21 protein-coding genes are annotated in these 26,983 nt (G+C 38.5%); 9 read left to right on the top strand and 12 right to left on the bottom strand.

Translation table 11 applies throughout. The annotated features are described in order from the left end of the window. Positions 1–476: 476 nt before the first annotated feature. From HX062_RS12550 to HX062_RS12560, 3 genes are read right to left on the bottom strand one after another with little or no spacing between them, the layout of a single operon-like run. Positions 477–1,397, bottom strand: a complete 921-nt coding sequence (locus tag HX062_RS12550; RefSeq protein WP_286467653.1) for a Ppx/GppA phosphatase family protein — start codon at positions 1,395–1,397, stop codon at positions 477–479. A gap of 1 nt (position 1,398) precedes the next feature. Continuing rightward, positions 1,399–3,507: a polyphosphate kinase 1 gene (gene ppk1 / locus HX062_RS12555; protein ID WP_182626607.1), complete on the bottom strand. Its 2,109-nt coding sequence runs from the start codon at positions 3,505–3,507 to the stop codon at positions 1,399–1,401. A gap of 3 nt (positions 3,508–3,510) precedes the next feature. Further along, the gene (locus tag HX062_RS12560; protein ID WP_286467654.1) at positions 3,511–3,999 is read right to left on the bottom strand and encodes a SixA phosphatase family protein; all 489 of its coding nucleotides are present in this window, start codon (positions 3,997–3,999) and stop codon (positions 3,511–3,513) included. A gap of 162 nt (positions 4,000–4,161) precedes the next feature. On the opposite strand from HX062_RS12560, the gene HX062_RS12565 reads away from it, so the two are divergent. The 3 genes from HX062_RS12565 to HX062_RS12575 all read left to right on the top strand — a co-directional run bounded on the left by HX062_RS12565 (position 4,162) and on the right by HX062_RS12575 (position 6,441). Next, complete coding sequence (locus tag HX062_RS12565) at positions 4,162–4,719, top strand: DUF4199 domain-containing protein (RefSeq protein ID WP_182626609.1); 558 nt, start codon at positions 4,162–4,164, stop codon at positions 4,717–4,719. 19 nt (positions 4,720–4,738) lie between these two features. Continuing rightward, positions 4,739–5,557: a 3-deoxy-8-phosphooctulonate synthase gene (gene kdsA, locus HX062_RS12570; RefSeq protein WP_182626610.1), complete on the top strand. Its 819-nt coding sequence runs from the start codon at positions 4,739–4,741 to the stop codon at positions 5,555–5,557. 572 nt (positions 5,558–6,129) lie between these two features. Further along, the gene (locus HX062_RS12575; protein ID WP_182626612.1) at positions 6,130–6,441 is read left to right on the top strand and encodes a hypothetical protein; all 312 of its coding nucleotides are present in this window, start codon (positions 6,130–6,132) and stop codon (positions 6,439–6,441) included. 72 nt (positions 6,442–6,513) lie between these two features. Here the strand turns inward: HX062_RS12575 and HX062_RS12580 are convergent, their stop codons facing one another. The 6 genes from HX062_RS12580 to HX062_RS12605 all read right to left on the bottom strand — a co-directional run bounded on the left by HX062_RS12580 (position 6,514) and on the right by HX062_RS12605 (position 13,422). After that, positions 6,514–8,964: an SEL1-like repeat protein gene (locus tag HX062_RS12580; RefSeq protein ID WP_286467656.1), complete on the bottom strand. Its 2,451-nt coding sequence runs from the start codon at positions 8,962–8,964 to the stop codon at positions 6,514–6,516. 106 nt (positions 8,965–9,070) lie between these two features. After that, positions 9,071–9,595: a hypothetical protein gene (locus HX062_RS12585; RefSeq protein ID WP_255492384.1), complete on the bottom strand. Its 525-nt coding sequence runs from the start codon at positions 9,593–9,595 to the stop codon at positions 9,071–9,073. A 222-nt stretch (positions 9,596–9,817) separates the two neighbouring features. Beyond that, positions 9,818–10,759, bottom strand: coding sequence for a siderophore ABC transporter substrate-binding protein (locus HX062_RS12590; RefSeq protein ID WP_286467658.1), 942 nt, complete (start codon positions 10,757–10,759; stop codon positions 9,818–9,820). A gap of 17 nt (positions 10,760–10,776) precedes the next feature. Continuing rightward, the gene (locus tag HX062_RS12595) at positions 10,777–11,535 is read right to left on the bottom strand and encodes an iron ABC transporter ATP-binding protein (protein ID WP_286467659.1); all 759 of its coding nucleotides are present in this window, start codon (positions 11,533–11,535) and stop codon (positions 10,777–10,779) included. After that, positions 11,532–12,479, bottom strand: coding sequence for an iron chelate uptake ABC transporter family permease subunit (locus HX062_RS12600; RefSeq protein WP_286467660.1), 948 nt, complete (start codon positions 12,477–12,479; stop codon positions 11,532–11,534). The genes HX062_RS12595 and HX062_RS12600 overlap by 4 nt, the downstream gene beginning before the upstream one ends. Beyond that, positions 12,472–13,422 (bottom strand): ABC transporter permease, encoded by a 951-nt coding sequence (locus HX062_RS12605; RefSeq protein WP_286467662.1) that lies wholly within the window; start codon positions 13,420–13,422, stop codon positions 12,472–12,474. Before HX062_RS12605 ends, HX062_RS12600 begins: the two co-directional genes overlap by 8 nt. 538 nt (positions 13,423–13,960) lie before the next feature. Between HX062_RS12605 and HX062_RS12610 the strand changes: the two genes are divergently transcribed. The 3 genes from HX062_RS12610 (at position 13,961) to HX062_RS12620 (ending at position 16,826) form a co-directional block, all read left to right on the top strand. After that, positions 13,961–14,839 (top strand): hypothetical protein, encoded by an 879-nt coding sequence (locus HX062_RS12610; protein WP_286467663.1) that lies wholly within the window; start codon positions 13,961–13,963, stop codon positions 14,837–14,839. Positions 14,840–15,140: 301 nt separating this feature from the next. Then, entirely contained in the window at positions 15,141–16,019 is an 879-nt protein-coding gene (locus HX062_RS12615; RefSeq protein ID WP_286467664.1) for a hypothetical protein, read from the top strand. Between the two features lie 138 nt (positions 16,020–16,157). Continuing rightward, entirely contained in the window at positions 16,158–16,826 is a 669-nt protein-coding gene (locus tag HX062_RS12620; RefSeq protein WP_286467667.1) for a spermidine synthase, read from the top strand. A gap of 62 nt (positions 16,827–16,888) precedes the next feature. Here HX062_RS12620 and HX062_RS12625 read toward each other — a convergent pair whose 3' ends face one another. Then, positions 16,889–22,027 (bottom strand): NIDO-like domain-containing protein, encoded by a 5,139-nt coding sequence (locus HX062_RS12625; protein ID WP_286467668.1) that lies wholly within the window; start codon positions 22,025–22,027, stop codon positions 16,889–16,891. A 322-nt stretch (positions 22,028–22,349) separates the two neighbouring features. Here HX062_RS12625 and HX062_RS12630 point away from each other — a divergent pair, with 322 nt between their 5' ends. The 3 genes from HX062_RS12630 to HX062_RS12640 all read left to right on the top strand — a co-directional run bounded on the left by HX062_RS12630 (position 22,350) and on the right by HX062_RS12640 (position 25,323). Further along, positions 22,350–23,465: an N-acetyltransferase gene (locus HX062_RS12630; protein ID WP_182626622.1), complete on the top strand. Its 1,116-nt coding sequence runs from the start codon at positions 22,350–22,352 to the stop codon at positions 23,463–23,465. Positions 23,466–23,806: 341 nt separating this feature from the next. After that, positions 23,807–24,250, top strand: a complete 444-nt coding sequence (locus tag HX062_RS12635; protein ID WP_182626623.1) for a GNAT family N-acetyltransferase — start codon at positions 23,807–23,809, stop codon at positions 24,248–24,250. Further along, on the top strand, positions 24,250–25,323 hold the full coding sequence (locus tag HX062_RS12640) for an alanine racemase (RefSeq protein WP_182626624.1): 1,074 nt from the start codon (positions 24,250–24,252) through the stop codon (positions 25,321–25,323). Before HX062_RS12635 ends, HX062_RS12640 begins: the two co-directional genes overlap by 1 nt. A gap of 35 nt (positions 25,324–25,358) precedes the next feature. Here HX062_RS12640 and HX062_RS12645 read toward each other — a convergent pair whose 3' ends face one another. Together HX062_RS12645 and HX062_RS12650 are read right to left on the bottom strand one after the other, a co-directional pair. Continuing rightward, positions 25,359–26,048 carry a phosphoribosylaminoimidazolesuccinocarboxamide synthase gene (locus HX062_RS12645; RefSeq protein ID WP_182626625.1) on the bottom strand — a complete coding sequence of 230 codons (690 nt, stop codon included), beginning with the start codon at positions 26,046–26,048 and terminating at the stop codon, positions 25,359–25,361. Between the two features lie 118 nt (positions 26,049–26,166). After that, complete coding sequence (locus HX062_RS12650) at positions 26,167–26,898, bottom strand: OmpA family protein (RefSeq protein ID WP_255492386.1); 732 nt, start codon at positions 26,896–26,898, stop codon at positions 26,167–26,169. Between the last annotated feature and the right edge of the window lie 85 nt (positions 26,899–26,983).

A 26,983-nucleotide genomic window follows, 5' to 3' on the forward strand; every position in this document is an offset into this window, starting at 1 on the left:
AATTATCTTACAAATGAAGAGATTTAACAAATCGTAGCGTAGCGTAGATTCATCGAACACCAAAACAAAATATAAACTAGGTGAGATAAACCGTGCGAACCGCACAAAAAACAAACCGCGCAAAAAACAAACCGCGCGAACCGCGCAAAAAACAAATCGTAGCGTAGCGAAAATCGTAACGAAGTGAAAATCGTAACGAAGTGTAGATTCATCGAACACCAAAAAAAAATATAAAATAGGTGAGATATATTCATCGAACACCAAAACAAATATAAACGAGGTGAGATAAACCGCACAAATTTCTTTGCTCGTCGCTCGTTGCTCGTTGCTCGTTGTTCGTTGTTCGTTGTAAAGCACAATTATCTTACAAATGAAGAGATTTAACAAACCGCACAAAAAACAAACCGTGCGAATAACAAAGCGCGACCTACTCAAAGTAAGTCGCGCTTTGTTTTTTATCTCCATTCATAACACGGTTAATCATACCCTATCGTTTGATAGTCTAAAGGAATTTTACCAAAGTAAATTGCCTTAACGATTCCGTCAGACACTCCTATTTTTGGCACGTAGATTTGTTTCGCTCCACTGGACTTCATGGCGAAGGCATAGATGCGCAGGGCGGGGATAATCACATCTGCGCGATCTGGATTCAATCCCAGTAGTGCAATGCGCTCGTCATAGGTCATTTCGGAAAGTCGCGTTAACTGCTGATTTAGGTACATATAGCTCAAGGGCTTGTCTTGGCTCTTACCCGACATTTTAAAGGCTTTATTGATGTTCCCTCCAGATCCGATAACAATCAAGTCGTTCAAGTCTTTGGTTTCTTGTTTTACCCAGGATTGGATGTCGTTCCACACACTTTTTGACACCATATCGTTTAACAGTCGAACGGTTCCATTGCGGAAGGATTTGGACGCCGTGGGTTCTCCTTCTTTAAAGATGGTAAACTCCGAACTCCCCCCTCCTACGTCGACAAACATCACATTTTTCGTTTGGTTGATGTAGTTTTTTAGATCCGTTGAGGCGATGATCATCGCTTCTTTTTCTCCGTCTATGATATTAATTTTAATTTTAGATGCTGCAAAAACGGCTTCAGCCACTTCTTGTCCATTGTCTGCTTCGCGCATTGCACTGGTAGCACACGCCATAAAACGTTCGACTTTGTTCACGCGCATTAACAAATAAAAGGCTTGCATCGCTTCAATCATCCTCTGTTTGGAGGCCAAACTGATCTCGCCTTCTGTAAAGACATCTTGCCCCAAGCGGATGGGAACGCGAATCAATGAACTCTTATTAAAAACAGGATCTTTACCCTTCGCTTCCACTATATTCATAATCAACAAACGCATGGCGTTGGACCCAATATCTATGGCCGCATATTTCTTTATCTTTAACATATTATCCTTTAAGTTTGTTCATGTAATAACGATACATCTCTCGTTGTGATTGGAAGTCCGCTTCCCCTTTTCGCTCACGGTACTTATTAGTTAGATCGCCAGATTGTATACGCGTTTTCACATTGCCCTTCCACCCTATCTCAAAGGTTTCGATCAATTCTTTTTTAATGTTTTCATCGTAAATAGGACAAGTTACTTCCACGCGTTCATCTAAATTACGCGTCATAAAATCTGCAGATGAAATATACACTTCGGGATTGTTGTTGTTGCCAAAAATATAAATACGCGAATGCTCTAAAAAGCGATCCACGACGCTAATTGCCTCAATATTTTCACTCATTCCAGGAATACCGGGAACTAAACAGCAAATACCGCGAATAATCAGCTGTATTTTTACCCCAACATTACTGGCTTCGTATAAGCGATCTACCATCCTCAAATCGGATAGGCTATTCATTTTCAATCGGATTGATGCAGGTAGCCCATTTTTGGCATTTCGAATCTCGCGATCTATTAATTTATTGAATCCCGATCGGGTGTAGTGGGGCGATACCAAAAGGTGTTTGTATTTGTGTACGCGGTAATTCACCTGTAGAAACTCAAATACTTTTGACACATCTTTTAGGATTTGATTGTGGGAGGTCAACAAGGTTACATCGGTGTATATTTTCGCTGAGCTTTCGTTAAAGTTTCCAGTGGAAACGAATCCGTAGCGTTTAATCTTTTTGTTTTCCAGGCGTTCAATCACGCATATTTTACTGTGTACTTTAAGTCCTTTTACTCCAAAAATAAGCTGAACGCCTTCGGATTGCATTAATTCGGAATAGTAAATATTACTCGCCTCGTCAAAACGCGCTTGCAGCTCAATTTGCGCGATTACCTTTTTCCCATTTTTAACTGCATTGATCAGCGAGCTAATAATTTGGGAGTTTTTCGCTAAGCGATATAGGGTAATCTTAATCGACAACACTTGTGGGTCTAAAGCAGCTTCGCGCAATAAACGCACCAGGTAAGAGAATGATTGGTAGGGTGTATAGATGAGGTAATCTCGTTTTTGAAGCTGTTGAATAATACTGTCTTCCATATCTAAGCCTACCACTGCTGCAGGAACTTGCTTGGGATAAGTCAAATCCAATCGCCCCAAAGTAGGAAAACTCATATAATCGCGTCGATTGTGGTAACGCCCCCCTGGGATGATGCTGTCGTTCATCTCAATCTCCACATTTTCCAATAGATAGTCCAATAAATCTTGATCCATCTCTTGGTCGTAGACAAAGCGAACAATCTCCCCTTCTTTACGGTCTCTTACGCCACTAGATATTTTTTCAACAAAAGATTTGTGCAAATCGGTATCTACCCCTAATTCAGCATCACGGGTAATCTTAATCATAAAGGCTTTCTCGGCTTTATAATCGAAAATACTAAAAATTGACGCTAAGTTATCGCGTATAATATCGTCGATCATGATGATGTATTTTTTATCATCATCTGAAGGTAGTTCGACAAATCGATTGACAATATTGGGAATTTCGATAATGGCGTATCGCGTTCCCTTTTCCCGTTTATTTGCTTTACTTCTTTTGCTGCGCAATTCCTCGTCCACCTCTAGTTTAACGGCCAAATACCCATGTGTGTCGCGCAACAGTGGGAAAGGTGCCAAATCACTGAGGATAACCGTCACTAAATCGTGGGAAAGTGTATGTAAAAAATAATCTTTGACAAAGGCTTTTTGCTTGTCATTGATTGTTTTTTCGTTGAGGATAAATATTTTTTCCGCTTCCAGTTGTTTTTCTATTTCAGCTAGAATGCGCAAACTTTCGCTTTGCAACACAATCACGCGGTTGGTGATTTGCGTCAGCAAGTCTTTCACTACTACTCCACTTCCCAAGCGGCGGTTGCTTTGACCAGTTAACACCATACGGCGAATAGTAGCATAGCGCACTCTGAAAAACTCATCTAAATTATTGGAAAAAATACCAATAAAACGAAGGCGTTCGAGTAAGGGAACAGTTACGTCTCCTGCTTCTTGTAGAACTCTTTCATTAAAAGCTAACCAGCTTTTCTCACGATCAACGTAAAAATATTTAGGTGTTACAGTAGTTGTATTCATTATTTATTTTAAATCTCTTGGAAAAACTTTACTAATTACAGTTCCGTTCTTAATCGCTTTCCAATCCTCTTGGGGGAAGTCCATGACAACTACGCCTGAGGTCGGTACATTATCAATCGAAACCATACCAAATTTATTAACAAAATCTGTGATAGCATCATTATGACCAAAAATAATCAGTGCATTGTGTATATTTTCACATTTTTTTATCGTTCGCGCCAATTTCTTGACATCGAAAGTATAAATATCTTCTTTTTCAATGACATAAGCGGGGTTGATATCTAGGTTTTGACAAAAAATTGCAGCGGTTTGTTGGGCGCGTTTTGCAGTACTAGTCCAAACGATAAAACGATCAGGCAAAAGGGAGCTGATCGCATGGGAAACCAAAAGAGCATCTTGAACCCCTCTATCTTTAGAGATGGGTCTATTTTTATCTTCTGTAATCGTATCCCAACACGACTTAGCATGTCTAATTAAAATAAGCGTTTTCATAACTAATTATTTTTTTTACTATTTTAATTAACAAAATAGTGATTATTTTATTTTATTTTTTCATAGTTATTATTAAATCTAAGAAAAAAAATTAGAAAAAAATATATTTTAAGCTATAAAATAAAAACTTTACTTTTGAAGCTTACACTTTAAGCTAATACAATGAAAAAATTCTCTATTGAATTCAAATGGGCAGCTGTGGCAACCTTAGCAGCATTGATTTGGATGTTTATAGGAAAGTCAATGGGATTTCACACAGAAAAGGTGCGTTATGAAGTGCTTCTTGAAATGCTATTTAGTTTTTTACTCTTCATTTTTTACTGGTTGGGCATTCGCCAAAAAAAGAAAGAGTATTACAACAATGTCATCCAATGGCAACAAGCCTTTCTTACGGGATTGGTTATGTGCGTGATGATTACGCTTTTCTTCCCTATCGTTCAGTTCATTACCTTCAATCAAGTGAGTCCACATTTTATGGAGACACTGGCACAAGCGCTGATCAACGAGGCGAATATGGCACCAGAGGAAGCCTATCAAAATGCTTCTTTTGACTTATTTTTAAGAAATGGAGTGATGAATAATCTCTCATTTGGTATTATCTTTACTACTATTATTTCTTACTTTTTAAAAACAAAGAATTACGACCAAGTAAAAGCCGCAGCACACAAGCCAGAGATGGTTAAAGTGAAAAAGCAAAAGGGCAAAACAAAACGAAAATAATTCTAATACAAACACAACTATGGATATCCGAAACATACCACAAATAAAAAATACGGCGGCTGATAATTTCTTTTTATTAGCGGGACCATGTGCCATTGAGAGTGAAGAAATGGCGATGCGCATTGCGGAACACATCATCAAAGTAACGGATAAATTGCAGATTCCCTATGTATTCAAAGGGTCTTTCAAAAAAGCAAATCGTTCGAGAATTGACAGTTTTACGGGGATTGGCGATGAAAAAGCGCTAAAAATACTCGCCAAAGTAGGAAAAGAATTTGGTGTGCCAACGGTAACAGACATTCACGAATCGTCAGATGCTGCTCTAGCAGCGGAGTATGTAGACATTTTACAAATCCCCGCATTTTTAGTTCGCCAGACGGATTTAGTGGTGGCAGCAGCCCAAACAGGTAAGGTGGTTAACTTGAAGAAAGGCCAATTCATGAGCCCTGAAAGTATGAAACACGCGGTACAAAAAGTATTGGACTGTCAAAATGAAAATGTTATGGTTACCGATCGAGGCACTATGTTTGGTTACCAAGATATGATTGTTGACTACCGCGGTATTCCAACGATGAAGCAGTTTGCCTCAACGGTTTTAGACATTACGCATTCCCTACAACAACCCAACCAATCAAGTGGGGTTACAGGAGGGCGTCCTGACTTAATCGAAACGGTAGCCAAAGCAGGTATTGCCGTTGGTGTTGATGGAATTTTCTTAGAGACACACTTCAATCCAGCTGAAGCAAAAAGTGATGGGGCGAATATGTTGCACTTAGATCACTTTGAAAATTTAATGACAAAATTAGTAGCTATTAGACAAACGGTTCGCCAGTTCTAAAGTTTATCATATGAAAAGAGGATGCCCCAAGCATCCTCTTTTTATTTGGTATTAGGTTATTTCGTTTTCTTTGGCATAGGCAAGTATGCGCGTATTCTTTATGGAATTCGCGGTCATAGGTGTACCCCAGGCCATTTTGATACAAGTAACCGATGGTATTCCAAGCATTTGCATAGTCTTGTTGTGCTGCTTGTTCCAAGTAATACCATTGCTTTGTATGTTGTTGACACTGTGCTATAGATTGAAACAAATAGATTTACTCCACGATTTTAACATCTAAGGCAATCTAAGACACGGATTGCCGAGGGATCGGTTGACGCTTCATGCTCTGCTATAAAAGACATTAACTATTCAACCATTAGTCTGAAAATGCATCAACAATACAAATAAGCAGCTTCTACACAATAGGATACACATATAAAACACTTTACATTTACTATTCCTAACTTCAAGTTTTATCCAAAAAAATATGGCCCGTGTGGTAGGTGGTGGTATTGGAAACAACCACAACGCTACTTGAAGCGTAGGACACCTAAACCTGGCGGGCTTTTTTAATTCTAAATTCAAGTATTATGAACCCCAAAAACTCACACCAATTCCTTACAACTTCCAATCTTCCATATCCCTATGAGTCAACTAATAGCCCTTGCAGTGAAGTAGACCAACACAATTTAGCACTTCTCGCCGCTCTTTATGAAGTAAACGCCGATTTTGCTTCTTATGCCAAAAGCATAAATGAACTTTTTTACTACTACGTACAGCATTGTTCTTCTCAAGGTGATGACTTTTTTTTAACGCCCACAGATGTACACAGCGTTTTGGATGTAGTCAATCTACTTCAACAACTGAAAGAGCCAGTTCCTCAAGTGTTACATGAAGAATAACACTCCAATCTCTTACTTGTAAAAAAGGATAAGGGAGAACATTTTTCTCCCTTATCCTCTTTTTATTTGGTATTAAATTATTTCATTTTCTTTGGCATAAGCAAGTATGCGCGTATACTTTATAGGATCTTTATACTGAGGATGCTCGTTATAATAGTATAAGAGGCGCTCTACGGCATAAAAATAGCTGGAGTGTTCCAATGCTTGCTCATAGTGCTGAATGGCTTTCTCTTCGCTTAATTTTACGCCATAGCCATAATCGTATAAAATACCGTAATAAATGTGAATATAAGGTTCTGTTCTATTGCGCTTCAAATACCGTAACACTTGTTCAAATTCTCTTCTTTGGTAGTGAATTTCCACCAAGTTTTGAGCATAAGCACCATAGTAGTGTTCTGCTGCACTATAGTAGGATACGGCCTTGTCAAAATCTTGCGCTACATCTTGTCCGTAGAAGTACAGATCACCGAGATTCATATTTGCCCAAATACAACCTAAGGCCACGGCTTTTTCATAAGCCGCTAACATCGCCTCGCGGTCATAGGTGTACCCCAGGCCATTTTGATACAAGTAACCGATGGTATTCCACGCATTTGCATAGTCTTGTTGTGCTGCCTGTTCCAAGTAATATACCCCTTGATCCACATCCGTCCACAGCTGCTGATCCTCTGTTAAGAGTAATCCCAACTCATACTGCATACGCGCATCGCCACGTTTTGCACCCAGGGTAAAATACTTCATCGCCTCCGACCAATCTGCCTGATCTCGTGCATCGCATCCTCTTTTATATAGGGTGTCTACATCGAAATACGCTTCATAGTCATCGCCCATACGCTGGGTCCAAGCTTGATAAAAGGCAATAAAAAAACTCAAATCTTTTCCCCTTAGGTTATAGCGCTGCTCATATAATTGCCCCATTTGTTCATCGGACACGGCTATGCAATTCCAATTGTCATCCACATAGTACAGCTGGTCTTGTGCAAATAGACATATTTGTTGGGTATAGCGATCAATAGGTGCTGAAATATGGGTGTAGCATTCACTTAAAAACCCCGTTTCATAGTTGTAATAGCGCATGCCTTGTTTTTCGATTACTTGAACAAAAGGATGATTCAGGTGTTCGATTTTGACAAAGGCATTGGATCGTTCTATCAACCATAAATCCTGTGCGGCATGGTATAAACCACAGCTTTGTTCGCTGTGAACAACATAGGTATCTGGGTTATAATTGCACAGGTATTTTGCGTGAATCTTACTGATTGAAAGGTCGTGCAAGCGTTGCTGATGCTCTTGGCAATCCCATAGCATCCATTGCTTATTAACTTTATAGGCAAACGTGTTGTAGTTGGTAAAATTCAAAAGCTGATCCACCTCTTCTACGATGACCTTCCCCTTCGGATCAAGGATACTTATTTTCTTTTGGTACTTATTGGGTTTAACCCAAAAATATCCCCTTGGCAATTCTTCTAAGGCCTCTTCTGGGTATTCGCCTATCCATTGTCCATCAAGTGTATAGTATTTTCGCTTTGCGGTATGTTGTTGTGCAGTATAGAATTTATGCGGATAATCCAACACAAAAGGAAAGGCACTTGGTTCGCTAATGATGTATTTTCCCGTATAGTCCATCAATTGGTACTGTCCTTGTTGGAGGACATTGTAAAAACCGCTATACACTTGTTCTATTTCATCGTATGCTGGCGGTATTCCCCACTGCAGGGTATCGAGATTGATTAAGCCCATTTTATCGGCGATACAGGCAATTCCCACTGTGGTTTGGTGGATGCTATACGCATCAAAGGCATCGTCATAAATCAACGGAAAGAGTAATTCACCTTGTTCATTGATATAAGAAAACTTCCCTCCTTGCTCCACCACGGCTAAGTTGACTTCGCTAAAATCGTATATAGCATCGTATATAGCGGGAAGCAATACAGTACCATCAGTTGCTTTAAGTCCCCACTTTTCAGCTTCTTCAAAGCGAATTGTACGGGTTGGTCTGCGGATGTCTTCTTCCCAATACCCCAAGCCATACTTCACCCAATCCTGTTGGAGTGCTTCCAAAAAAGAGGTGTAACCAGAAGATTGAATGAACTCGTCGAGCAAGTGGATATCGCCTTGTTCGATCGCTTGCTGGTACAACAGCCATTTTTCATGGATCTCTGCCATCCACTCTTTGGCTTGCTCTTTGGGCGACTCTTCATTCATCGTGTACACATCACTAGCATCCAAATAAAACGTATCATAGGGCAATTCGTAGAGAAATTCAAACATTTGTGTGACCGCTGTTGTAAAATCGGCGACCTCTTCCAGTTGATAGGTTTCCGTCAATAGATCGTAGAAATTACTCAGTCGAAGGAGTCCCTCCTCTTTGTCAAAATAGAGGGCTTCGCCCTTTGCCCGTGGATTGGCAGATAGCAAAGGAAGGAGTAGATCTGGAATAACATAATTCCACTCTCCGAGATAGCCCTCAAACATGTGTTGAGTCTGACTGTCTAGGTTGTAGAGGTAAATGCGATGTGCCATACTTTATTTTATCCAAAAATAAAACGATGAAGAGTCAAAAAAAATAATTTTTATATAAATCACTAAAAATAGCTAGTGACGAATATCACTGTGGGTGTGTAGTCGCTTATTTGAGCTTGATTTCTTTGATTAAGGCATTCATGGGAATCGCCTTCACTTCTTTATCTTGTAACAAGAAGATATATTCAGTTGTTTTACCGATTAAAATTCCGCGAATTTGAGCGTTATCCGCATAGGTAATTCCAATGTTTGGTGCAAGTAGGATGTTTTTTTTGTAGTATTTAGCATAGATATCCGCCGCTAAAAATAGGTACAAAACAAAGAGAAGCACTCCCAACGTGTATTTTTGTCCAGCATACCATTTATGCTGATTGACATTGAACACGAACTTCGAATAAGAAGTAGGGTATTTTTTTTGCCAAAATAAATCAATTTGATAAACTAAAAGAGTGATGAACAAGGTTCCTAAGGTAAATAATGCAATTGTAAAATCGCCAAAAGGCGCGATTAAGAAATCGAACAAACCTGCAAAATCAAAGATATTGATATCAAAGAGGATAAATTTCTTGTAATTAAACAGCATACCTATAGCAACTGCTACTAAATAAGCGATCGTTAAAAGCGTTTGCATATTTTTGCATAAACGCTTGACAACTGAATTGGAAGTTAGGTTATTCATGCGATAGGGTTCCGAAATAAACGGGTTAAAGTTGCACTCTGTTCCAGCGCTAAAATACACAAAAAAACCTAGGCTTTAAATAGAAGTAAAATACACATAAAAAAAAACGAGCAAGTACTACTTTCGCATACCCACTCGTTTTTATCTTTATTTGAAATTAACAATAACTTTTACTTATTCTTTTACTGCGTTTTCAACCTCATCAATCATCATTTTGATTGATTTTAATCCACCTCCTGATAAGTACCATGTTTCTGGATTTAAGAAGATGATTTTATCGTTTTTGTAGGCATTTGTTTGTTGAACTAAAGCATTGGCAAATTCCTCTTTGCTCATAGTTGCTCTTTTAATTGCAGCACCTCTATCGATAACGAAGATGTAATCAGGGTTTAATTCTTTGATCAACTCATTAGAAATCACTTGTCCGTGTGTAGCAGCTTCGATTTTCTCGTCTGCTGGTTTTAATCCGAATACGTCGTGAATAATTCCGAATCGCGATCCTTTTCCGTAAGAACTCATACGTCCTTCATTGGTCAAGATAATCAATCCTTTTTTGTCAGATTTTTCTGTGATAGCCTTAATTTTAGCAATACGCGCATCAATGTCTTTCAACTCTGCTTCTACTTGCTCTTCTTTGCCGAATAATTGACCAATAATACGTTGATTTTTCTTGAATGAATTCAGGTAGTCTTTAGCGTCTACATCTAGGTTAATCGTCGGTGCGATTTTTGTAAATTCGTCATACATAGCTGCTGTACGTCCAGCAATGATAATCAACTCCGTATCAGCGGCATTTACTTTTTCTGCATTAGGTTCTTTGATTCCTCCTACATTTTCATAGGCTGCATCACTATATTTTGCTAAATAAGCAGGTAAGTTTGCCCCAGGAACTCCTTTTACGGGAATGCCCAACTCGTCAAATGTATCCAACATACCATAGCTCAAAACTACGGGGTTCTTCGGATTTACCTTTACTTCAGACGTTCCTGATAAGTGATCTACTGTCACTACTGCTGTAGATTCTGACGCTGAACTTTTTTCTTCATTTTTTGTCTCTTTACAAGAAACAAACAAAAAAACAGATGCTGCAAGGCAGCTTACCATAAATTTACTCATAACGATGGTTTTTATAATTATTTAAAATAGACACAAACCTTGTGGTCTCCGTTATCGATAATTTTCATATCGATATCGAAAACATCTTTCATTTTCTCCTCTGTTATAACTTCGTTTGTTGGCCCGAAATAGAGGATTTGATGATTTTTCACTGCGGCGATATAATCGGCATAGGCTGCCGCATAGTTGATATCGTGCACGACAATGACAATTGTTTTTTGGAATTTATCCGCTAATTCGCGTAGGGTTTTCATAATTTCGACAGAGTGTTTCATGTCCAAATTATTCAAGGGTTCATCCAACAAAATGTACTCCGTATCCTGCGCTAGAACCATAGCGAGAAAGGCGCGTTGACGTTGGCCGCCACTCAACTCATCAATAAACTGATCTTCAATGTCTTTCAAGCCCATGAAGGCAATGCTTTCCTCAATTTTGTGATGATCTTCTTTTTTGAGTCTACCCTTAGAGTGGGGAAAACGCCCAAAAGAGACTAATTCCTTAATAGTCAAACGAATATTAGGACTATTACTTTGTTTTAAGATCGCCAATCGCTTGGCAAAATCTTCATTGGTATAGCTTAATACTTCTTTGTTCAGCAGGTTTATTTCTCCCTTATCTCGAGATACTAAACGGCTGATAATCGATAGCAATGTACTTTTACCCGTACCATTTCCCCCAATAAAGCAAGAGATCTTACCCTTGGGAAAACTCACACACACCTGATTTAAAATCAGTTTCTCTCCATATGATTTTGATACTTGATTAACTTGAATCATACTTTATTACTTTTTAACAGCAAATAAATAAAATACACCCCTCCTACGGAGTTGATGATAATACTTACTGTTGTTGTCAGATTAAACAAATGTTCTACCAAATATTGCGCTCCGATCACTGTTACTGATGTCAACAAACAACAGGTCAACACAACTAAGGCATGGTTGTTTTTCTTCACCAATTCGTAGGTTAAATTGGCTACTAACAAGCCTAAAAAGGTAATAGGCCCTACCAATGCGGTGGAAACAGCGACCATAATTGAAATAAAAATCAGGTTGGCACGCACTACTTTGTGGTAGTTTACTCCTAAGCTAATGGCGTGATCTCTTCCGAGACTAATAACATCTAGCTGCTTGAAATAACGAATACCAAAGAGCATAGTTGCGATGAGGATCACAGCAGCTAAGCCCAAAATATTTAAATTAATACGTTCAAAAGAGGCAAACATGGCGTTTTGAATGATACTAAATTCATTGGGATCAATGAGTAACATGATAAAAGAAGAGGCACTCTTAAACAACGTACCAATTAATAGACCTACTAGCAACAAAGTATACAGTCCTTTACTTTCTCTTTTAAACACGGCAAAGTACATCACAAGGGCGAATAACATCATCAACCCTACAGACAGTACGAAATTCCATTCAGACCCCAAAACTTTAAAGGTTCGATCGCCATACCAAAAGACAATAAGCGATTGCAATAGCAAATAGAAGGAATCAAATCCCATAATGGAAGGAGTGAGAATCCTATTTGCTGTAATGGTTTGGAAAATCACAGAGGAATAGCCTATACCAAAGGAGACCAAGAGCATAGCCAACACCTTATAGCCGCGTCTTGGCAACACGTAGTCTAACTTTGTTCCTGTAAACGTAAACATATAAATGGCGATGCAGAACAGCAAAGCGATAAGTAGCAGGGTAACTAATTTATTCTTAGGCATGTTTTGTCTTTTTTAGGATTAGATATAAGAACACAACACCCCCAACAATACTCACGGTTAGTCCGATTGGCACTTCGTAAGGAGCAATTAAGGAACGGCTGATCAAATCGCAGACCAACAAAAAGATAGCACCAACCAAAGCAGTATAGCTAATTGTTTTGCGCAGGTTATCCCCAAAAATCAAACTGACAATATTGGGTACTATTAAACCTAAAAAGGGAATTACCCCAGCTGTTAAGACCACCACAGTTGATGTAATCGAAACAAAAACCAAACCTAAGTACATAATTCGCTTGGGGTTTAGTCCTAAACTAGTCGCAGCATCCTCCCCTAGTCCAACAATCGTAAACTTATTGGCATAGAGGTAACACAGAATCACCACTAACACCCCCAGGTATAAAATTTCGTAATTCCCTTTTAAGATGGAGGAGAAATCTCCCATCAGCCAACCGTCCATGTTCTGTACGAGGTTGTAGCGAAAGGCAAAAAACGTTGCTATAGCGCTGAGTATATTTCCAAAGACAATTCCAATGAGTGGAATAAAGATTACATTTTGCACCTTGATTTTACTGGCTAAACGCAAAAAAACAATACTCGCCAACAAGGCAATGGTAAAAGATAGCAGCGTTTTAACTACAATACCTCCATTGGGGAAGAGAATCATACTAAAGAGAATTCCCATTTTACAAGCATCGAGCGTTCCCATAGTCGTGGGAGACACAAATTTATTCAGGGAGATTTGCTGAACAATCAATCCCGAAATACTCATGCCCACTCCTGCGATGAGTACAGCAATAGTACGTGGTATGCGACTGACAACAATAACAAGTAATTCATCTTGCGACAATCGATGTAAATCGAGAATCGAAATATCTTTTACTCCAACGAAAATGGATAAAAAAGTGAGCACTAGCAGTATAAGAACTAAGGTAATTCTTATCATAAAAACCGTTATTTTTATTTAGAACAATATCAAATAAGGACAAATATATAAAACTAGTGGCAGTAGAAAAAAATAATTTCGCTTTTCTACCATGAAAAACAGCAGTTTAGATTTCCATATATTCAACAGGTTCACGAATAAATTAGAAACCCTTAACTATTCTGACTAAATACATCGAAAACCGAAACACCCCCCTTGGTTTGCAACGAATCTCGTAAATTACATAAAATTGACTTTTTGCCAAAAGAGGCTTGTTATGCACTTTTTGATATTTATGTACAGCCTAAAAGGGAGGATAAGAATAAAACAGTACTTACCCACAAACTGAATTATACCTATGCACCTTCAAGAGCAAATACTAAAATACAGCCTCCTAGTTCCAATACACCCACAGTTTCAAAGCATACAGCCTATTTATTTACTAAAAAATACGTCAAATTCTAAAATTTCAAATAACATAGGTTTTTATTTTTGTTAAATTATCTTTACAATCATCTCGTGTTTTGGTTTACTTTTACGGCTGATAAAAAAATCAACGATGACACATTCACTTAAACTAGCGGGATTAGCAAGCTTATTTTTATTTTTGGGCAGTTGTAGCTCAGATGACAGTACCCCTACTCCGCCCCAAGGAGACAACAATCAATATTTTGTTTCAAAAATTGATTATGTCGTCTATGACACGACTACAATCTCCAATGGAAGTAGTACAACAACTGAAAGTAGTCCTGTTTTTGATCGAACAGTACATTTTTTCTATGACAAAACTTATCAATTGGATTCTATCACAAGAGATTCTAAGTATTTTAGTAACGGTATTTTTGTGGCTAACTTTCATCATGTGTACACGCATAAACTCGATGCGTTAAATCGCCTAGAACGCTTAGATATTGAATCAAAACAACAAGCAGGAAAGACAACCTATACCTTCACTTACGAACAGGACCTCCTCATGCGTTTTTCTATTCTAAGGGGCAGTGAGATAGCGTTAACCTACAACAGTAAAAAACAGTTTACTCAAGGTAAAGTTCACTTAGCAACAGATCAACCAAATAGTATTGAACCGCATACCATTCAGTATGCCTATGGCCATAACAATCAGCTAACACAGCTACTCTATCAAAAAGATAGAGCCAATTTCACCTATGATGAAAGTAAGAATCCATTTGGTCACCTTCCATATGACTTTACGACATTGTTATTTGATCCTTTGACTTATATTCCTTTGACCTATTCGTTTGAAAATAATATAACAACGATGAGATTCACTGGGTCTTCTCTCGCTAATTACAGCATTGAATACAGCTATAACAAAGGGAATTACCCTGAAAAAGCAACGGTTTACAAAGGGGCCAAAACAAAGGCAAATCGCTATATGGTCATTGATTACAACTATCATATTGTTCCTAAGAACTAAAAAATACAAAGCCGCGCGATCTAGACTATAGTAATAGCAATAAAAAAAGTAGATAGCGAAATAATACATTTTAGTTTTAAAATAAACAAGCCCAATCTAGTATAGATTGGGTTTTGTCGTTTACATCTAAACTTTATCTCGATTATTCCTAAACCCGTATCATTTGGGAAATAAAAATGTCAGTTGTAATTCATCTAGAATTAATTAAAAATATAACATATTAATAAATTTTTAATTAATATATAAATAATTTTAACTATAATTAAAATTATTTATCTTTGTACTTTTAATATTTTTATTTATGAATAAAGCAGTCAAAACTATTGCAGTAGCGAGTTTTTTTTTCGCCTTTGTTGGATGTAGTTCCGATGATAATAGCAAAACCCCAGAAGGTCCAAGCTTTGAAGATAAACAGCTAATTTCTCATGTGAAATCCACTTATTATTGGACAGATGAAGAATACTACGAAGATGGCACTACCCAAGTCATTAGTGGAAAGGATTACCAAATTGATTTTAATTTTTCTTATGATGACCATCTTGCCCTATCTGCCTTAACTTATAAAGTGACCTACTACAAAGATGATGAGATACTAAAAGTAACAGATGGTGAATTTAGTTTTAAACTAAACGCAGAAAATCAACTGCAAACCCTAGAAATCACAGGTGATCCAATGTATGCAGGCACTTATCTTTTCACTTATGCAAATGATATATTGACTAAGCTCGAGTTTAAGGATAACGATCAAAATTTTACACAAAATTTTACATACAATGCTGAAAATCAATTTATAAAATCCGATATACAAGCATTTAATCTAAATTTAGATTACACCTATAATGCTCAAAAACAAATAAGTAAAATTCAAAGCAATAGAAATGAATTGCCAGAGCAAATTGAATATGACACACAAAACAATCCATTCAAAGACTTACCTTTTGATTTAACAAGTGTACTCTTTGAAGGAATCAACTATATTCCATTGACTTATACATTTCCAAATAATATCAAAGGGTTTAAAACGCCTTATTTTGATACGTATCAACTAGAATATAAATATGATGAAAACAATAATCCACTCAAAGCTACGGTCTATTATATAAGCGATAACCAGCCAAAAGAATTGGATTATGAAATAGACTATAGCTATATTACTAAAAAAGTAGAGATAGTGAAATAATACATTTTAGTTTTAAAATAAACAAGCCCAATCTAGTCTAGATTGGGTTTTGTCGTTTACATCTAAACTTTATCTCGATTATCCCTAAACCCTTTCCTTTTTTTTCCTTTATCTTTGTATAAATTGATGCGAAAAGATATGCTAAAAAGATGGTTGAGTTACCTTACTCCTATTCCCGTGCGAAAAGTTCGTTCGAAAATCAATACGAAGTTAGAAGTAACTTGGCTTAAAGGGCAGCTGGTGTTGGATACCAAAAACACCAATTACTCCTATGGGCAATTAGAACAAGTGTTTAAGAAAGGCTTCAAATTCATTGGTTATCAAAAGATCAAGGGGATGAATCGCGTGCTGAACCTCGGTTTAGGTGCTGGTAGTACCGTCCATTTATTGCGAGATGAGATTAATTTTAAGGGAACAATTACTAGTATTGAACTCGATGAAGCCATTTTATTCGTGGCAAAAAAGTATTTTAATCTCGATCGTTACAAGGAGAAGCACCACATTATTCAACGCGATGCTTTTGAATATGTGTTATCGTGTAAAGAGGCATTCGATTTGATCGTCATTGATATTTTTCAAGACAGTCATATGCCTTCTTTTCTGTTTGAACACTATTTTGTTCATCACTTGCAACAGCTGTTAACAGTCAATGGTTTTATTATTTTTAATACTATTGTACTTTCTGCCGAAGATGAAGAGCGAAACGAAAAGTACAAGCAACTCTTTGACCCCCTTCAATTTTCAGTTCGATCCATGCCTTCGAGTATAGTACACAATAACATGATCACCATCAAGCGAATTGCTTAATACTACAGCATAAAAAAACCAACGGAAGTCCGTTGGTTTTTTATTTTCTACTGTGTTTTATTTTAATAATTGATTTGCAACCAACCTGTTTGTTGAACGCCGTGAGAGATCACAATATAATAATACGTTCCTGAAGGAAGGGTTTGACCTGATTTATCTTTGCCGATAAATTGATCTTTATATCCTTGACCATGGGAATAGACTTCCACGCCATGGCGATTGAAAATCTGAATTTTTGACACCCCATACTTCGAGAGGTCTAAAGCGTCGTTAATACCATCGCCATTGGGGGAGAATCCCTTGGGCAACGGACAGGGTTCATAGGTAATTGAAAAGCTACTTTCATCTGTACAATACACCGCTTCTGACCCTCTTTTTGCATAGATATACACCGTCATCGGCAATAGAATTTCTAGACCTTCATCCAATTCAACTCCACCTCCATGGGGTTGGGTATAGTATTTATTTCCGGCAGACAAAGGAGGAAGTACAAAGTTTTCACAGGAGATCACCACATCATCCAACACGTCTGCCTGAATAGGCTCGTGCACCTCCACGGTAAAACTGCTTTGGTTGTCACAATGCTGTTCTCCTTTTTTGTAGATATACAGGGTAGATGTCCCATAAATGGCAAAGCGATCTCCCCCCTGGTAGGTTTCTCCTTGTCCATTGGGTTGCGTAAAGTAGCCCTCCCCTTCTTTGAGAGCTGGTAGGGTATAGCTTGTACAAACCTCAACATCTTTTAATTGCGTCACTTCTATTAAAGGTAAACGCACCACTAAGAAACTGCTAACACGCGAACATCCTGTTGTTTTATTCACTACTTCTACATAAATGCGACGAGTGGATAAAATATCAATTTCATCGTCTAGAAGGTCCATTAAATCCTCATTTCCGTAGTAATGCACGGCATATTGTTCGCTTGCTTGGGCACCTAAATTGGCTAAGATTATTTGTCTAGGTTCGGCAATATCGACGGCAATAGGACGATTGACATTTTCGTTAGTACTGCAAACATATTGATCGGCTAATGGGGGAATTTCAAATTCTTCTTTTAAGAAATTAAACACGCGCTCAACGGTAAATTCTTCTCCGTCACATGTTTGGTACCTTGCCTTTGCCGTATAATTTACAGATGCGGAAATCTCTACGTCAATTTCTTCCTCAGACGAAAAGAAAACCCCGTCTTTATACCATTTAAAATCAACCGTTGATTGCCCGTTAGGAACAAAGCGCCAAGCTTCATTCGAGGCATTCCAGTTTCCTGTATTTCTATTTACACCTCCATCTTCTCCGGGGTAATGTGCTTTTGTTCCGTCTTCGTTTTGGATGCCAATTAATCCATTACTTTGGTTGTGATTAGAACCAAAATCTCGTGCAACTGGTCGATTTTTCACGTGAACTTCAATGATATTTGTTCCTTCGTATAAGACGATTTGAGAGGTTTGGGTGGAGCCTTCCACATCGTGTGGATTGTGGTGTACGCCAAACAAGCCCAAGTGATAGATGTTAAACACCAAAGCACGACAGGGAAATGTACCTAAAACCTGGTAATTCACGGCATAATCTTCGGGGGAATAATTGGGATCTAAATCCTGCATTACACCAAAAATGGCATTGACAAAAGGAGGCTCATTGGTTCTCGCTTGATAAGGGATAGCTTGAGAAAAGCTCCAAGGGCTATGTGTTTCAGGCGAATAACGTCCACCTTCTACCTCTCCCGCAACACTAAAGGTAATCGCCCCATTGGTTGTGATTAACACTTTGTCGTATCGCTTGCCAAAGAAACAAAAATCAAAGCCTAAATTAATGGTATTAGACCAATAATCATCTCGTGTGAGGTCAATCATATCCCCTCCGTAGAAAGGAAAAGGAGGATTGTAGTCGATGGCTTCTACTTTATACGTATCCGTTGTTTTAATATCAAAATAACGCGCTTCGAGTTTTCGCTGTACAGGACCTGGTTCACAGATGCTATAGTTATTGGTTTCAGAAGGAGGTATTCCCTCTATTCCCCCTTGTAAGTCCGCACACATATCAGGTACAAAATAGGAGTATTTTGTCGGTCCGATCCAAATGGTTTTGGTTTCCCCATTTTCATCCGAACAAATGGTGCGCACATAGTAAACAAAATACTGACCTGAAGCCACATTTTCCAATAAAAGCGTAGGCTCACCCTCCACTACAATTCCCGTTGCATCAGCTGCGGGTTCGGGGGCTCCTTGAGTGGTAACAAACACTTCCCATTTGTTTTCCCCTCTTTGAGCTTCCCAAGACAGGCGTATATTAGAAGTATAGCGAATTAATTCCGCTTGGGGTTTGATTGGACTCAAACATGTAGAAACGCTCACATTGAAATTGTCAATGGCTGCAGGGGGTTGTTCTCCTAAAGCTCCATTGTTGACCCACTCAAAAACAAGGCGAATCACTTCTCCTTGGTGGGCGCTAACATTTAAAACTGCTGTTGCCCTATTCCATTGATTTGATCCAGCATAAAACGGTTTACCAACTACGATATGTTCATCGGATAACGGTAGAGGAGTCCTTCCATCTGGGTGAGTTGTAAGAGGTACTTTCAACAGTCTAAAGTAATCTTTTGGATTATTTCTTGTAATCTCTCCCATGGATTTCCAATCGTATTCGATGGTCAATTCATCGGCATCATCAGGAATTAATATATCGCGATAAGCATGAGAAACCGAGGCCTGACCAACATCGTAGCTATTTTGTACTCCCCTATCATACGAGATGTACATTGATTGGTTACTTTGAAAACCAGTAGCTCGCCCCATTTCCCATTTATTTTTGGACGCAATCGTAGTGGTCCATTTATTATCGCCTTGAAAATCATCCAACAAAGGTAATTCTCCAGGAATCTGGGCAGTTACAAAATCAGCTACATCCGACCAAAAACCGTGTTCAGTTGCACTACAAGCTGAGCGAACCCACACATAGTAGCGGGTATTCGGGCTTAAATTGGTAAGGACAAACGGATTCGAAACTCCAGCATATGTTGGCACAGCGTTATCTGCGGGTCTTGTATTTGTCGTAGATAGAAAAATATCGTAGTTCGACACAGCAGGTGCATTTGTCCACGAAAGTTCCGCTGTAGTCTGCGTAATAGCTGTAGTGACCAAAGCACTTGGTCGAAGGCAGTTTTGTACTTTTACCGACAAATTATCAATTGCTGCCGGTGGTTGTTCTCCCCTACTCGTGTCATTTTGCCATTCAAAAACCAAGCGCATGGGTTGATTCGCAAAATTACTTACAGCGGCGTATAAACTCGTACGCGTAAAAGAAGAAGACAAGTAAAAGGCATTAGAGTCAAGTTGAATTCCCCTACTTGCAACCTCCGTAATTCTCCTTCTTTCTGTTGGAATATAGTTGGTTGGAACCAGCCATACTTTGAAGTAATCTTTGTCTGATTCTCCTCTGTTTTTCCAACCAAACTCGACCAAAATTTCTTGACCTCCCTCGGGGATAAAAATATCTTTATACGCGTGAGAGGTCTGTTTTACATTCAGCGTGTATTGATAGTTATCCTCTCCATTGCTGATGTGCAACGCCTTGTTTCTGCCCTCATGAGGGGCAGATCCAATCATCCATTGATTGGTTGTATCATTGCCAAATTCAAAAAGGGGTTGGCCCTCAAAGTCTTCTTCATAAGGCAAAGGTGTAACCACCATAGGCGCCCTAAAAGCGACCGGTCCTACCCAATCAGAATACAGCTCTTCTCCAGTGTCATTGGCTTGACATATGGCTCGAACAAAAACTTCATAGGCTGTAGATACCGCCAGATTGGGCATCGTATAATTGGGTGCTTGTACGCGAACGCCATTTGTTGTAGGTGTGCCTACTTGAGGCGTACGCACAACAACCTCCCATTGACTTTCCTCCCCCTCAGGCGTCCAACTCACCTCATTTGACATAACCGCTAGATCAATCGGTTTAGGACACAGCGGTATATCTTCAACTGTTACCTGACTCAAAACCAACGCCCAACCGTTATTCTGCGTTCGCGGTACATGCCATGCAATCGTTGCATCACCGGTAATACCAACGCCATTAGCGTCAACTAAATCCACTACATTTTCAACAAATTGCGTATTGGAATAGGCAGTAGTAGGAACTAAAATTTGAGAAAAATTGTTTATTTCTGGACCATCTAAAGAGAGTAAAACCCTAAAATCATTGGGCATACTTTCAGATTGTACGCGATAAGTATAGCGCAAACGCTGATTTCCGGTCAACCTAATCGTCGGTGTCATCAGCCAATCGTCGTTATTTCCTCTGGTTCCATTGGTTGTAATCAGGGCTACTTCGATGGGATTGTTGGTTTCAGTAATCTCGTCATAGATAAAATCCGTACCAAATTTCCAAAGACGGAAATCGTTGTTGTTGTTGACAATAGTCCAACAATCTCTTGTGGTGGATACCCTGGCAAAATTTTCGACAAAAGGGAGGTCGGCAATGGTTCGGCAAGCCACTGCATCTATTTTTAGGTTGCGCACAGCCGCAGGTTTTCGAGGCCATCCTGTAGCCTCATTAGTCCATTCAAAGACCAATTTCACTTCTTGTCCCGCCAACGAACTGACATCTACGGTTCTTACTTCATGGCGTAAAAGCGGATTTTCTACATAGGCCGCATTGTTGAGGTTAACCCCACCACTCGTTGAAGCGGTAATCGCTTGATTGGCAATAGGAACATAGGTTGAAGGGACTATCCATACCCGCATATAGTCCAATGGAATCGATTCTAAAGTCACCCAATTGGTGTTGGCATACCCTTCGCTAATCCAATCGAAGCTAACCGTTACTTCTTGGATGTTTGACGGTAATTGCACCGCTTTATACGCGTGAGAGACAACCGCTTCGCCTTGAGCATAGGTAAAACTACCTTCGGTATCACTCACATACAACCCTTGGGATGCTTCTCCAGCCGCTAAAAATGCAGCCGGAAACCCCGCATGCCACTTATTTAGTGTAGCATTGACAAACGTCCATCCCGCTGCATTATTGGAAAAGTCGTCATGTAAGATCACATGATCATTGGTTCCATCATTTTCTTCCTCTGCATAAAGCCTCCACTCGCTGGCCTTAGCCTCGTGATATAGCCCATACATGGTTGCCGATAAAGTCACGGTTGGCACTGCTAATAGGATAGCCCATGCCCATTTGTTTAACCGCCTTAGATTAATCATAAAATATCAAGTTAATTTTAACGAGTCTAAATTAATCTAATTTTAAAAAATCAAAATTACTTGCCATTGCCTAAATCCAAACAAGAAGCAAACAAAAAAAGCAAAACAATTATTTTTACTCAGTTTAAATAAATATTAATTACTACTTTCCCCTATCTACCTACAAAAATTGAAGTTATGTTAAATCTTATTATTTAACATTTACGAGTATCCACCTAGGCTAGCTCTAAGCGATGGGGATTAATTTTAAAGCAGATAAAAACGGAATACCACCATAATATTTAGTATTTTTAGCGAGATTTTAGATTTTAATTCAAGAGAAATGATCGAAGTTAAGCAAGCGATTACAAGAAAGGAGATGAAGGAGTTTGTCCAATTTCCCTTTACCCTATACAAAGACAACCCATACTGGGTTCCCTCCATAATTAAAGAAGAAGTAAAGAGTTTTGATGCGTCCAACGATATATTCAAAACGGTTGACGTTCGCTTTTTCCTTGCCTATAAGAATCAGAAGGTTGTTGGGCGAATTGCCTGTTGCATCAACTGGACGGAGGTCAAGGATTTACACAAGCCAAAAGTGAGGTTTGGTTGGTTTGACTTTGTTGATGATTTAGCGGTTACCAAAGCCTTATTAGCTAAGGTAGAGGAATTTGGAAAAGCGAACAATATGGAGTATATGGAAGGACCGATGGGATTTTCCAATATGGACAAAGCGGGCATGCTGACCAAGGGATTCGATCGTTTGGCTACTATGATTGGGTTATACAATTACGAATACTATCCACAACACCTCCACAGCCTAGGTTTTAAACCAGAAGCAGAATGGTTGGAGTACAGTTTGGACATCAAGAGCTTTGATGAAGAAAAGATCACCAAAATGTCTGCCATAGTACAACAGCGCTTCCGCGTAAAGCCACTGCAATTTAAAACTACTAAGGAACTAATGCCTTATGTCGATGAGATGTTCGCCTTATTGAACAAGACCTATGCCGATTTACAGAGTTTTGTTCCGATAGAGCCCTTTCAGATTGAGCACTACAAAAAGAAGTATTTGCAATTCATTCATCCAGACTTTATTTCCTGTGTGATGGATGAAAACGACAAGATGATTGCCTTTGCCATTACGATGCCCTCATTTTCAAAGGCATTCCAAAAAACCAAAGGCAAGTTATTTCCCTTTGGGTTCATCCATTTATTGCAAGCGATGAAGCACAACAACCGAGCGGAATACTATTTAATTGGCGTAGATCCAGAATATAGAAACAAAGGCGTTACTGCGCTTATCTTTGAAGAGATATACGCTTGTTTTGTCAAACATAAAATCAAGCATGTGGAAACCAATCCCCTATTAGTTGAAAACACCAAGATTCAGCAATTGTGGAAACATTTAAACCCAGAAATTCACAAAGAGCGAAAAACGTATCGCAAAGATATTTAGCCAGAAGCCAATCGGCGGTAAGCCTATAAAAAGCAAGTGTTGACCTTGTTTTTTATAGGCTTATTTTTTTGCATAATTCTCAATTTAATCGAAATAAAAATCAGATTAATTCTAAAAAATTTGCAACAAAGCCTATATTTTTGTACTTTTATGGTTTAAACATTTTATTTTACAATTTTCAACTATTGTAATTGGTATGCTAGGGTTTATCTACCCACTCGAATGATATTTACTTTTTTTTTTGGAGTAAGTACAATACATCGGCATTTCATTCTGCTGATTCTTTATAATTTATTCGGTTTTTACCTTAGTATCCTTACCTAGTTGTAAAAACTCACATTATGATTCAAATAGAGAAAAAGAATTCAGACAGTCCCGTCAGTCAAGAACAAGTAGAACAATACGCAAACTTCTTATTTGAGCATCTCGAGCAATACGGAGATGCAAAGGAAGACATTGTCAAAGCCATTGATTATGCGCTAGGCAGAAACAACAAACCAGGAGGGGTGATTGTCATTGCAAAAGAAGAGCAGCAAATCGTTGGTATGACCGTGGTATTAAATACCTTGATGGAAGGATTTATCCCTGAACATATTTTAGTCTATATTGCGACAGACCAAGCCCAAAGAGGAAAGGGCATTGGCGGAAAAATAATCGATTACCTCAAAACGGTACTCACCGGTTCTATTGCCTTACACGTTGATTTTAACAATCCTGCCCAACATTTATACGAGCGCAAAGGATTTGAGAAGAAGTATATAGAAATGAGATTAAACAACAAATAATGGCTTGTATTACCTTAAATAAGACAAAATTAAAACACAATTTTGACCTGCTGCAAACCCTTTTTGACACAGAGGGAATTACTTGGGCTGTTGTGGGTAAATTGCTTTGCGGTAACTCGCTGTTTTTGAAAGAAGTCTTGGAATTAAAGCCCAAGCAAATCTGTGATTCACGCGTTTCGAATTTAAAGAGCATCAAGTTGATCGATCCCAACATTGAAACGATCTATATTAAACCAGCACCCAACGGCAGTATTGACGAGATTGTCGAGTATGCAGATATCAGTTTCAACACCGAATTGGAAACGATTAAGCTCTTGTCTCAAGAGGCAGTCAAACAGCAAAAATTGCACAAGATCATCATTATGGTGGAGCTGGGCGAGCTGAGAGAAGGCGTTTTACGCGAGGATCTCATCTCGTTTTACGAAAAGGTCTTCAGCTTGCCAAACATCGAAATTATAGGCTTAGGAACAAACCTAACCTGTATGTATGGGATTCTCCCCAACAATGATAAATTAATTCAGCTGAGTTTGTACAAAGAAGTGCTAGAACTGAGGTTCAACAAAAAACTCCCTTTTATTTCGGGAGGTGCCTCTGTAACTATTCCCTTAATCACCAACGGTCAATTGCCGAAAGCCATCAATCACTTTCGCATTGGCGAAACCTTGTTTATGGGAACAAATGCGTATGACGGCAGTCAATATGAAGCCTATGAACAACATATTTTTAAGTTGCATGCCGAAATCATCGAACTACACGAAAAACCAATGATGCCCAGTGGAGAAACAGGAATCAATATGACAGGTGAAAAAATTGAGTTTGACCCCGCTTGGGAACACGTGACCAAATTTAGAGCCATTATTGATTTAGGCTTATTGGATATCGACATGGAACATTTCTTTCCCGTTAATCCCAACCATCAACTGGTAGGGTCTAGTTCAGATATGATGGTCATAGATTTAGATTCCAACCCTGAGCAACTCAAAGTGGGTGATACCATCTCCTTTCACATGGATTATATGGGTATTTTGCGCTTGATGAATTCAGACTACGTAGAGAAAAAAGTAATTCAATAAAAAAAGGAGAAGCCTGTGCTTCTCCTTTTCTATTTTTATAGGTCACTCAAAAAAAGTTTCTCCAAATCTAATGGGGCAACATAGGTACCGTTTTGGTATACACGCATATTTCCTCCTGATATTTCGTCTATTAATATTATTTCATTCGTAGCTTTATCTCTACCGAACTCCAATTTAATATCATATAGCTCTAAGTTCTTTTTCGCCAGTTCTTCTTTGACCATCAAACAAATTGTTTTAGTCAGCGCTTTCAACGTGCTATACTCTTGGTGAGATAAGATTCCCAACATAGCTAAAGCGTCTTCAGAAATGACAGGATCTCCTTTTTCGTCGTCTTTAAGGGTAATTTCCACAAAGCTATCCAACGCTTGCCCTTCTGTGCAATAACCGTTATATCTTCTGAAAAAACTACCTACTGCACGGTATCTACAGATTACTTCTAATCCTTTTCCGAAAGGAACAGCTTCTTTTACGATCATCGAAACATCGTCCAAATCAGCAGAAACATAATGCGTAGGAATTTGTTTAGCATTTGCCAATTCAAAGAAATACTTTGTCATTTTTAGACCACTTCTACCAGCGCCTTCAATGGTAAGACCTACTGTGTTTGCTCCTGGATCAAAAACACCGTCTGTTCCGGTTACATCGTCTTTAAACTTTAAAAGCACTTGATGATTTGCTAAGCTGTAAACATCTTTTGTTTTTCCTTGATACTTTAATTCCATAGTGTGTTGTTATTTAGGCCCCAAAAATAAGAAAAACTCCGACATGATCGCCCTTTTTAGCCACCTAAATTAAAGGATGTACCAAAAAAAAACTGACGACAAGCATCAGTTTTTCGTATTACAATAGCAAGAAATCACATCTTCTAAAATCTTTTCCTGTTCCCACTGTACCCTCTCGGGTTGTAGCACTTTGAGAAAGGGCTACGACATCTTTGACTAATCGATTAGGGCTAATGCCGTTTTCAATTAAAAAGTCTATCACGCGTTGTGCTCTTCGATCGCCCATCCATGCATTGTATTTTCCGTTGGTTCTCGTCTCAACATAGGAGCGTATTACCACTGTTTTTGAAGTATTTACATTCATATACTTCAATAATTGATACGCAACTGCGCGATTTTCATCTGTAAAATATGAACTATTAAAATCGTATTGAATGTAAAACGGCAACAGCTCTTTAGCAGTAGAAGCCGATGCTTGGGCTTGTTTTCCCCCTGCGTCTTTGGATTGTTTTGTATACCCTAAGGCCTTGGTCAGTGTAAAGTTAATTTCTAAATCGTCCAGTATATTGCTAACCACAACTTCTGCAGAATTATATCCTTCAGCTGTACCCACAATCTTGTGTACGTTCTCAACACTTTTACTATTAATATCAAATGCTCCCTCTTGATCGACCATCATTTCGATAATCTTTTGCTCTTTATCATTGTAAAAGGCTACTCTTGCATCTGCTAGTACTTGATTTGTTTCCTTATTATAGAATTTTCCATGAATACTTTGGGCATAAAATTGTTGGGTACCCAACAGAGACAACCCCAAAGCTAAGAAATACACATTTTTCATATCACTCATTATTTTTTACTAATTTTGACGCTCTTATCCTCTTATGTCAGCTTTTAACATAAACAACTCAAATATAATTAAAAAAAGAATACAT

Source organism: Myroides sp. DF42-4-2 (assembly GCF_030326445.1).
In the GTDB taxonomy this organism is placed as follows: domain Bacteria; phylum Bacteroidota; class Bacteroidia; order Flavobacteriales; family Flavobacteriaceae; genus Flavobacterium.

Coding starts and splice junctions, on each gene's coding strand:
- HX062_RS12645 (WP_182626625.1), bottom strand. CDS start 26,048: ATGGAATTAAAGTATCAAGGAAAAACAAAAGATGTTTACAGCTTAGCA.
- HX062_RS12605 (WP_286467662.1), bottom strand. CDS start 13,422: ATGATAAGAATTACCTTAGTTCTTATACTGCTAGTGCTCACTTTTTTA.
- HX062_RS12630 (WP_182626622.1), top strand. CDS start 22,350: ATGATCGAAGTTAAGCAAGCGATTACAAGAAAGGAGATGAAGGAGTTT.
- HX062_RS12560 (WP_286467654.1), bottom strand. CDS start 3,999: ATGAAAACGCTTATTTTAATTAGACATGCTAAGTCGTGTTGGGATACG.
- kdsA (WP_182626610.1), top strand. CDS start 4,739: ATGGATATCCGAAACATACCACAAATAAAAAATACGGCGGCTGATAAT.
- HX062_RS12565 (WP_182626609.1), top strand. CDS start 4,162: ATGAAAAAATTCTCTATTGAATTCAAATGGGCAGCTGTGGCAACCTTA.
- HX062_RS12575 (WP_182626612.1), top strand. CDS start 6,130: ATGAACCCCAAAAACTCACACCAATTCCTTACAACTTCCAATCTTCCA.
- HX062_RS12620 (WP_286467667.1), top strand. CDS start 16,158: ATGCTAAAAAGATGGTTGAGTTACCTTACTCCTATTCCCGTGCGAAAA.
- HX062_RS12615 (WP_286467664.1), top strand. CDS start 15,141: ATGAATAAAGCAGTCAAAACTATTGCAGTAGCGAGTTTTTTTTTCGCC.
- HX062_RS12585 (WP_255492384.1), bottom strand. CDS start 9,595: ATGCAAACGCTTTTAACGATCGCTTATTTAGTAGCAGTTGCTATAGGT.
- HX062_RS12625 (WP_286467668.1), bottom strand. CDS start 22,027: ATGATTAATCTAAGGCGGTTAAACAAATGGGCATGGGCTATCCTATTA.
- HX062_RS12640 (WP_182626624.1), top strand. CDS start 24,250: ATGGCTTGTATTACCTTAAATAAGACAAAATTAAAACACAATTTTGAC.
- HX062_RS12635 (WP_182626623.1), top strand. CDS start 23,807: ATGATTCAAATAGAGAAAAAGAATTCAGACAGTCCCGTCAGTCAAGAA.
- HX062_RS12650 (WP_255492386.1), bottom strand. CDS start 26,898: ATGAGTGATATGAAAAATGTGTATTTCTTAGCTTTGGGGTTGTCTCTG.
- HX062_RS12590 (WP_286467658.1), bottom strand. CDS start 10,759: ATGAGTAAATTTATGGTAAGCTGCCTTGCAGCATCTGTTTTTTTGTTT.
- ppk1 (WP_182626607.1), bottom strand. CDS start 3,507: ATGAATACAACTACTGTAACACCTAAATATTTTTACGTTGATCGTGAG.
- HX062_RS12600 (WP_286467660.1), bottom strand. CDS start 12,479: ATGCCTAAGAATAAATTAGTTACCCTGCTACTTATCGCTTTGCTGTTC.
- HX062_RS12610 (WP_286467663.1), top strand. CDS start 13,961: ATGACACATTCACTTAAACTAGCGGGATTAGCAAGCTTATTTTTATTT.
- HX062_RS12580 (WP_286467656.1), bottom strand. CDS start 8,964: ATGGCACATCGCATTTACCTCTACAACCTAGACAGTCAGACTCAACAC.
- HX062_RS12595 (WP_286467659.1), bottom strand. CDS start 11,535: ATGATTCAAGTTAATCAAGTATCAAAATCATATGGAGAGAAACTGATT.
- HX062_RS12550 (WP_286467653.1), bottom strand. CDS start 1,397: ATGTTAAAGATAAAGAAATATGCGGCCATAGATATTGGGTCCAACGCC.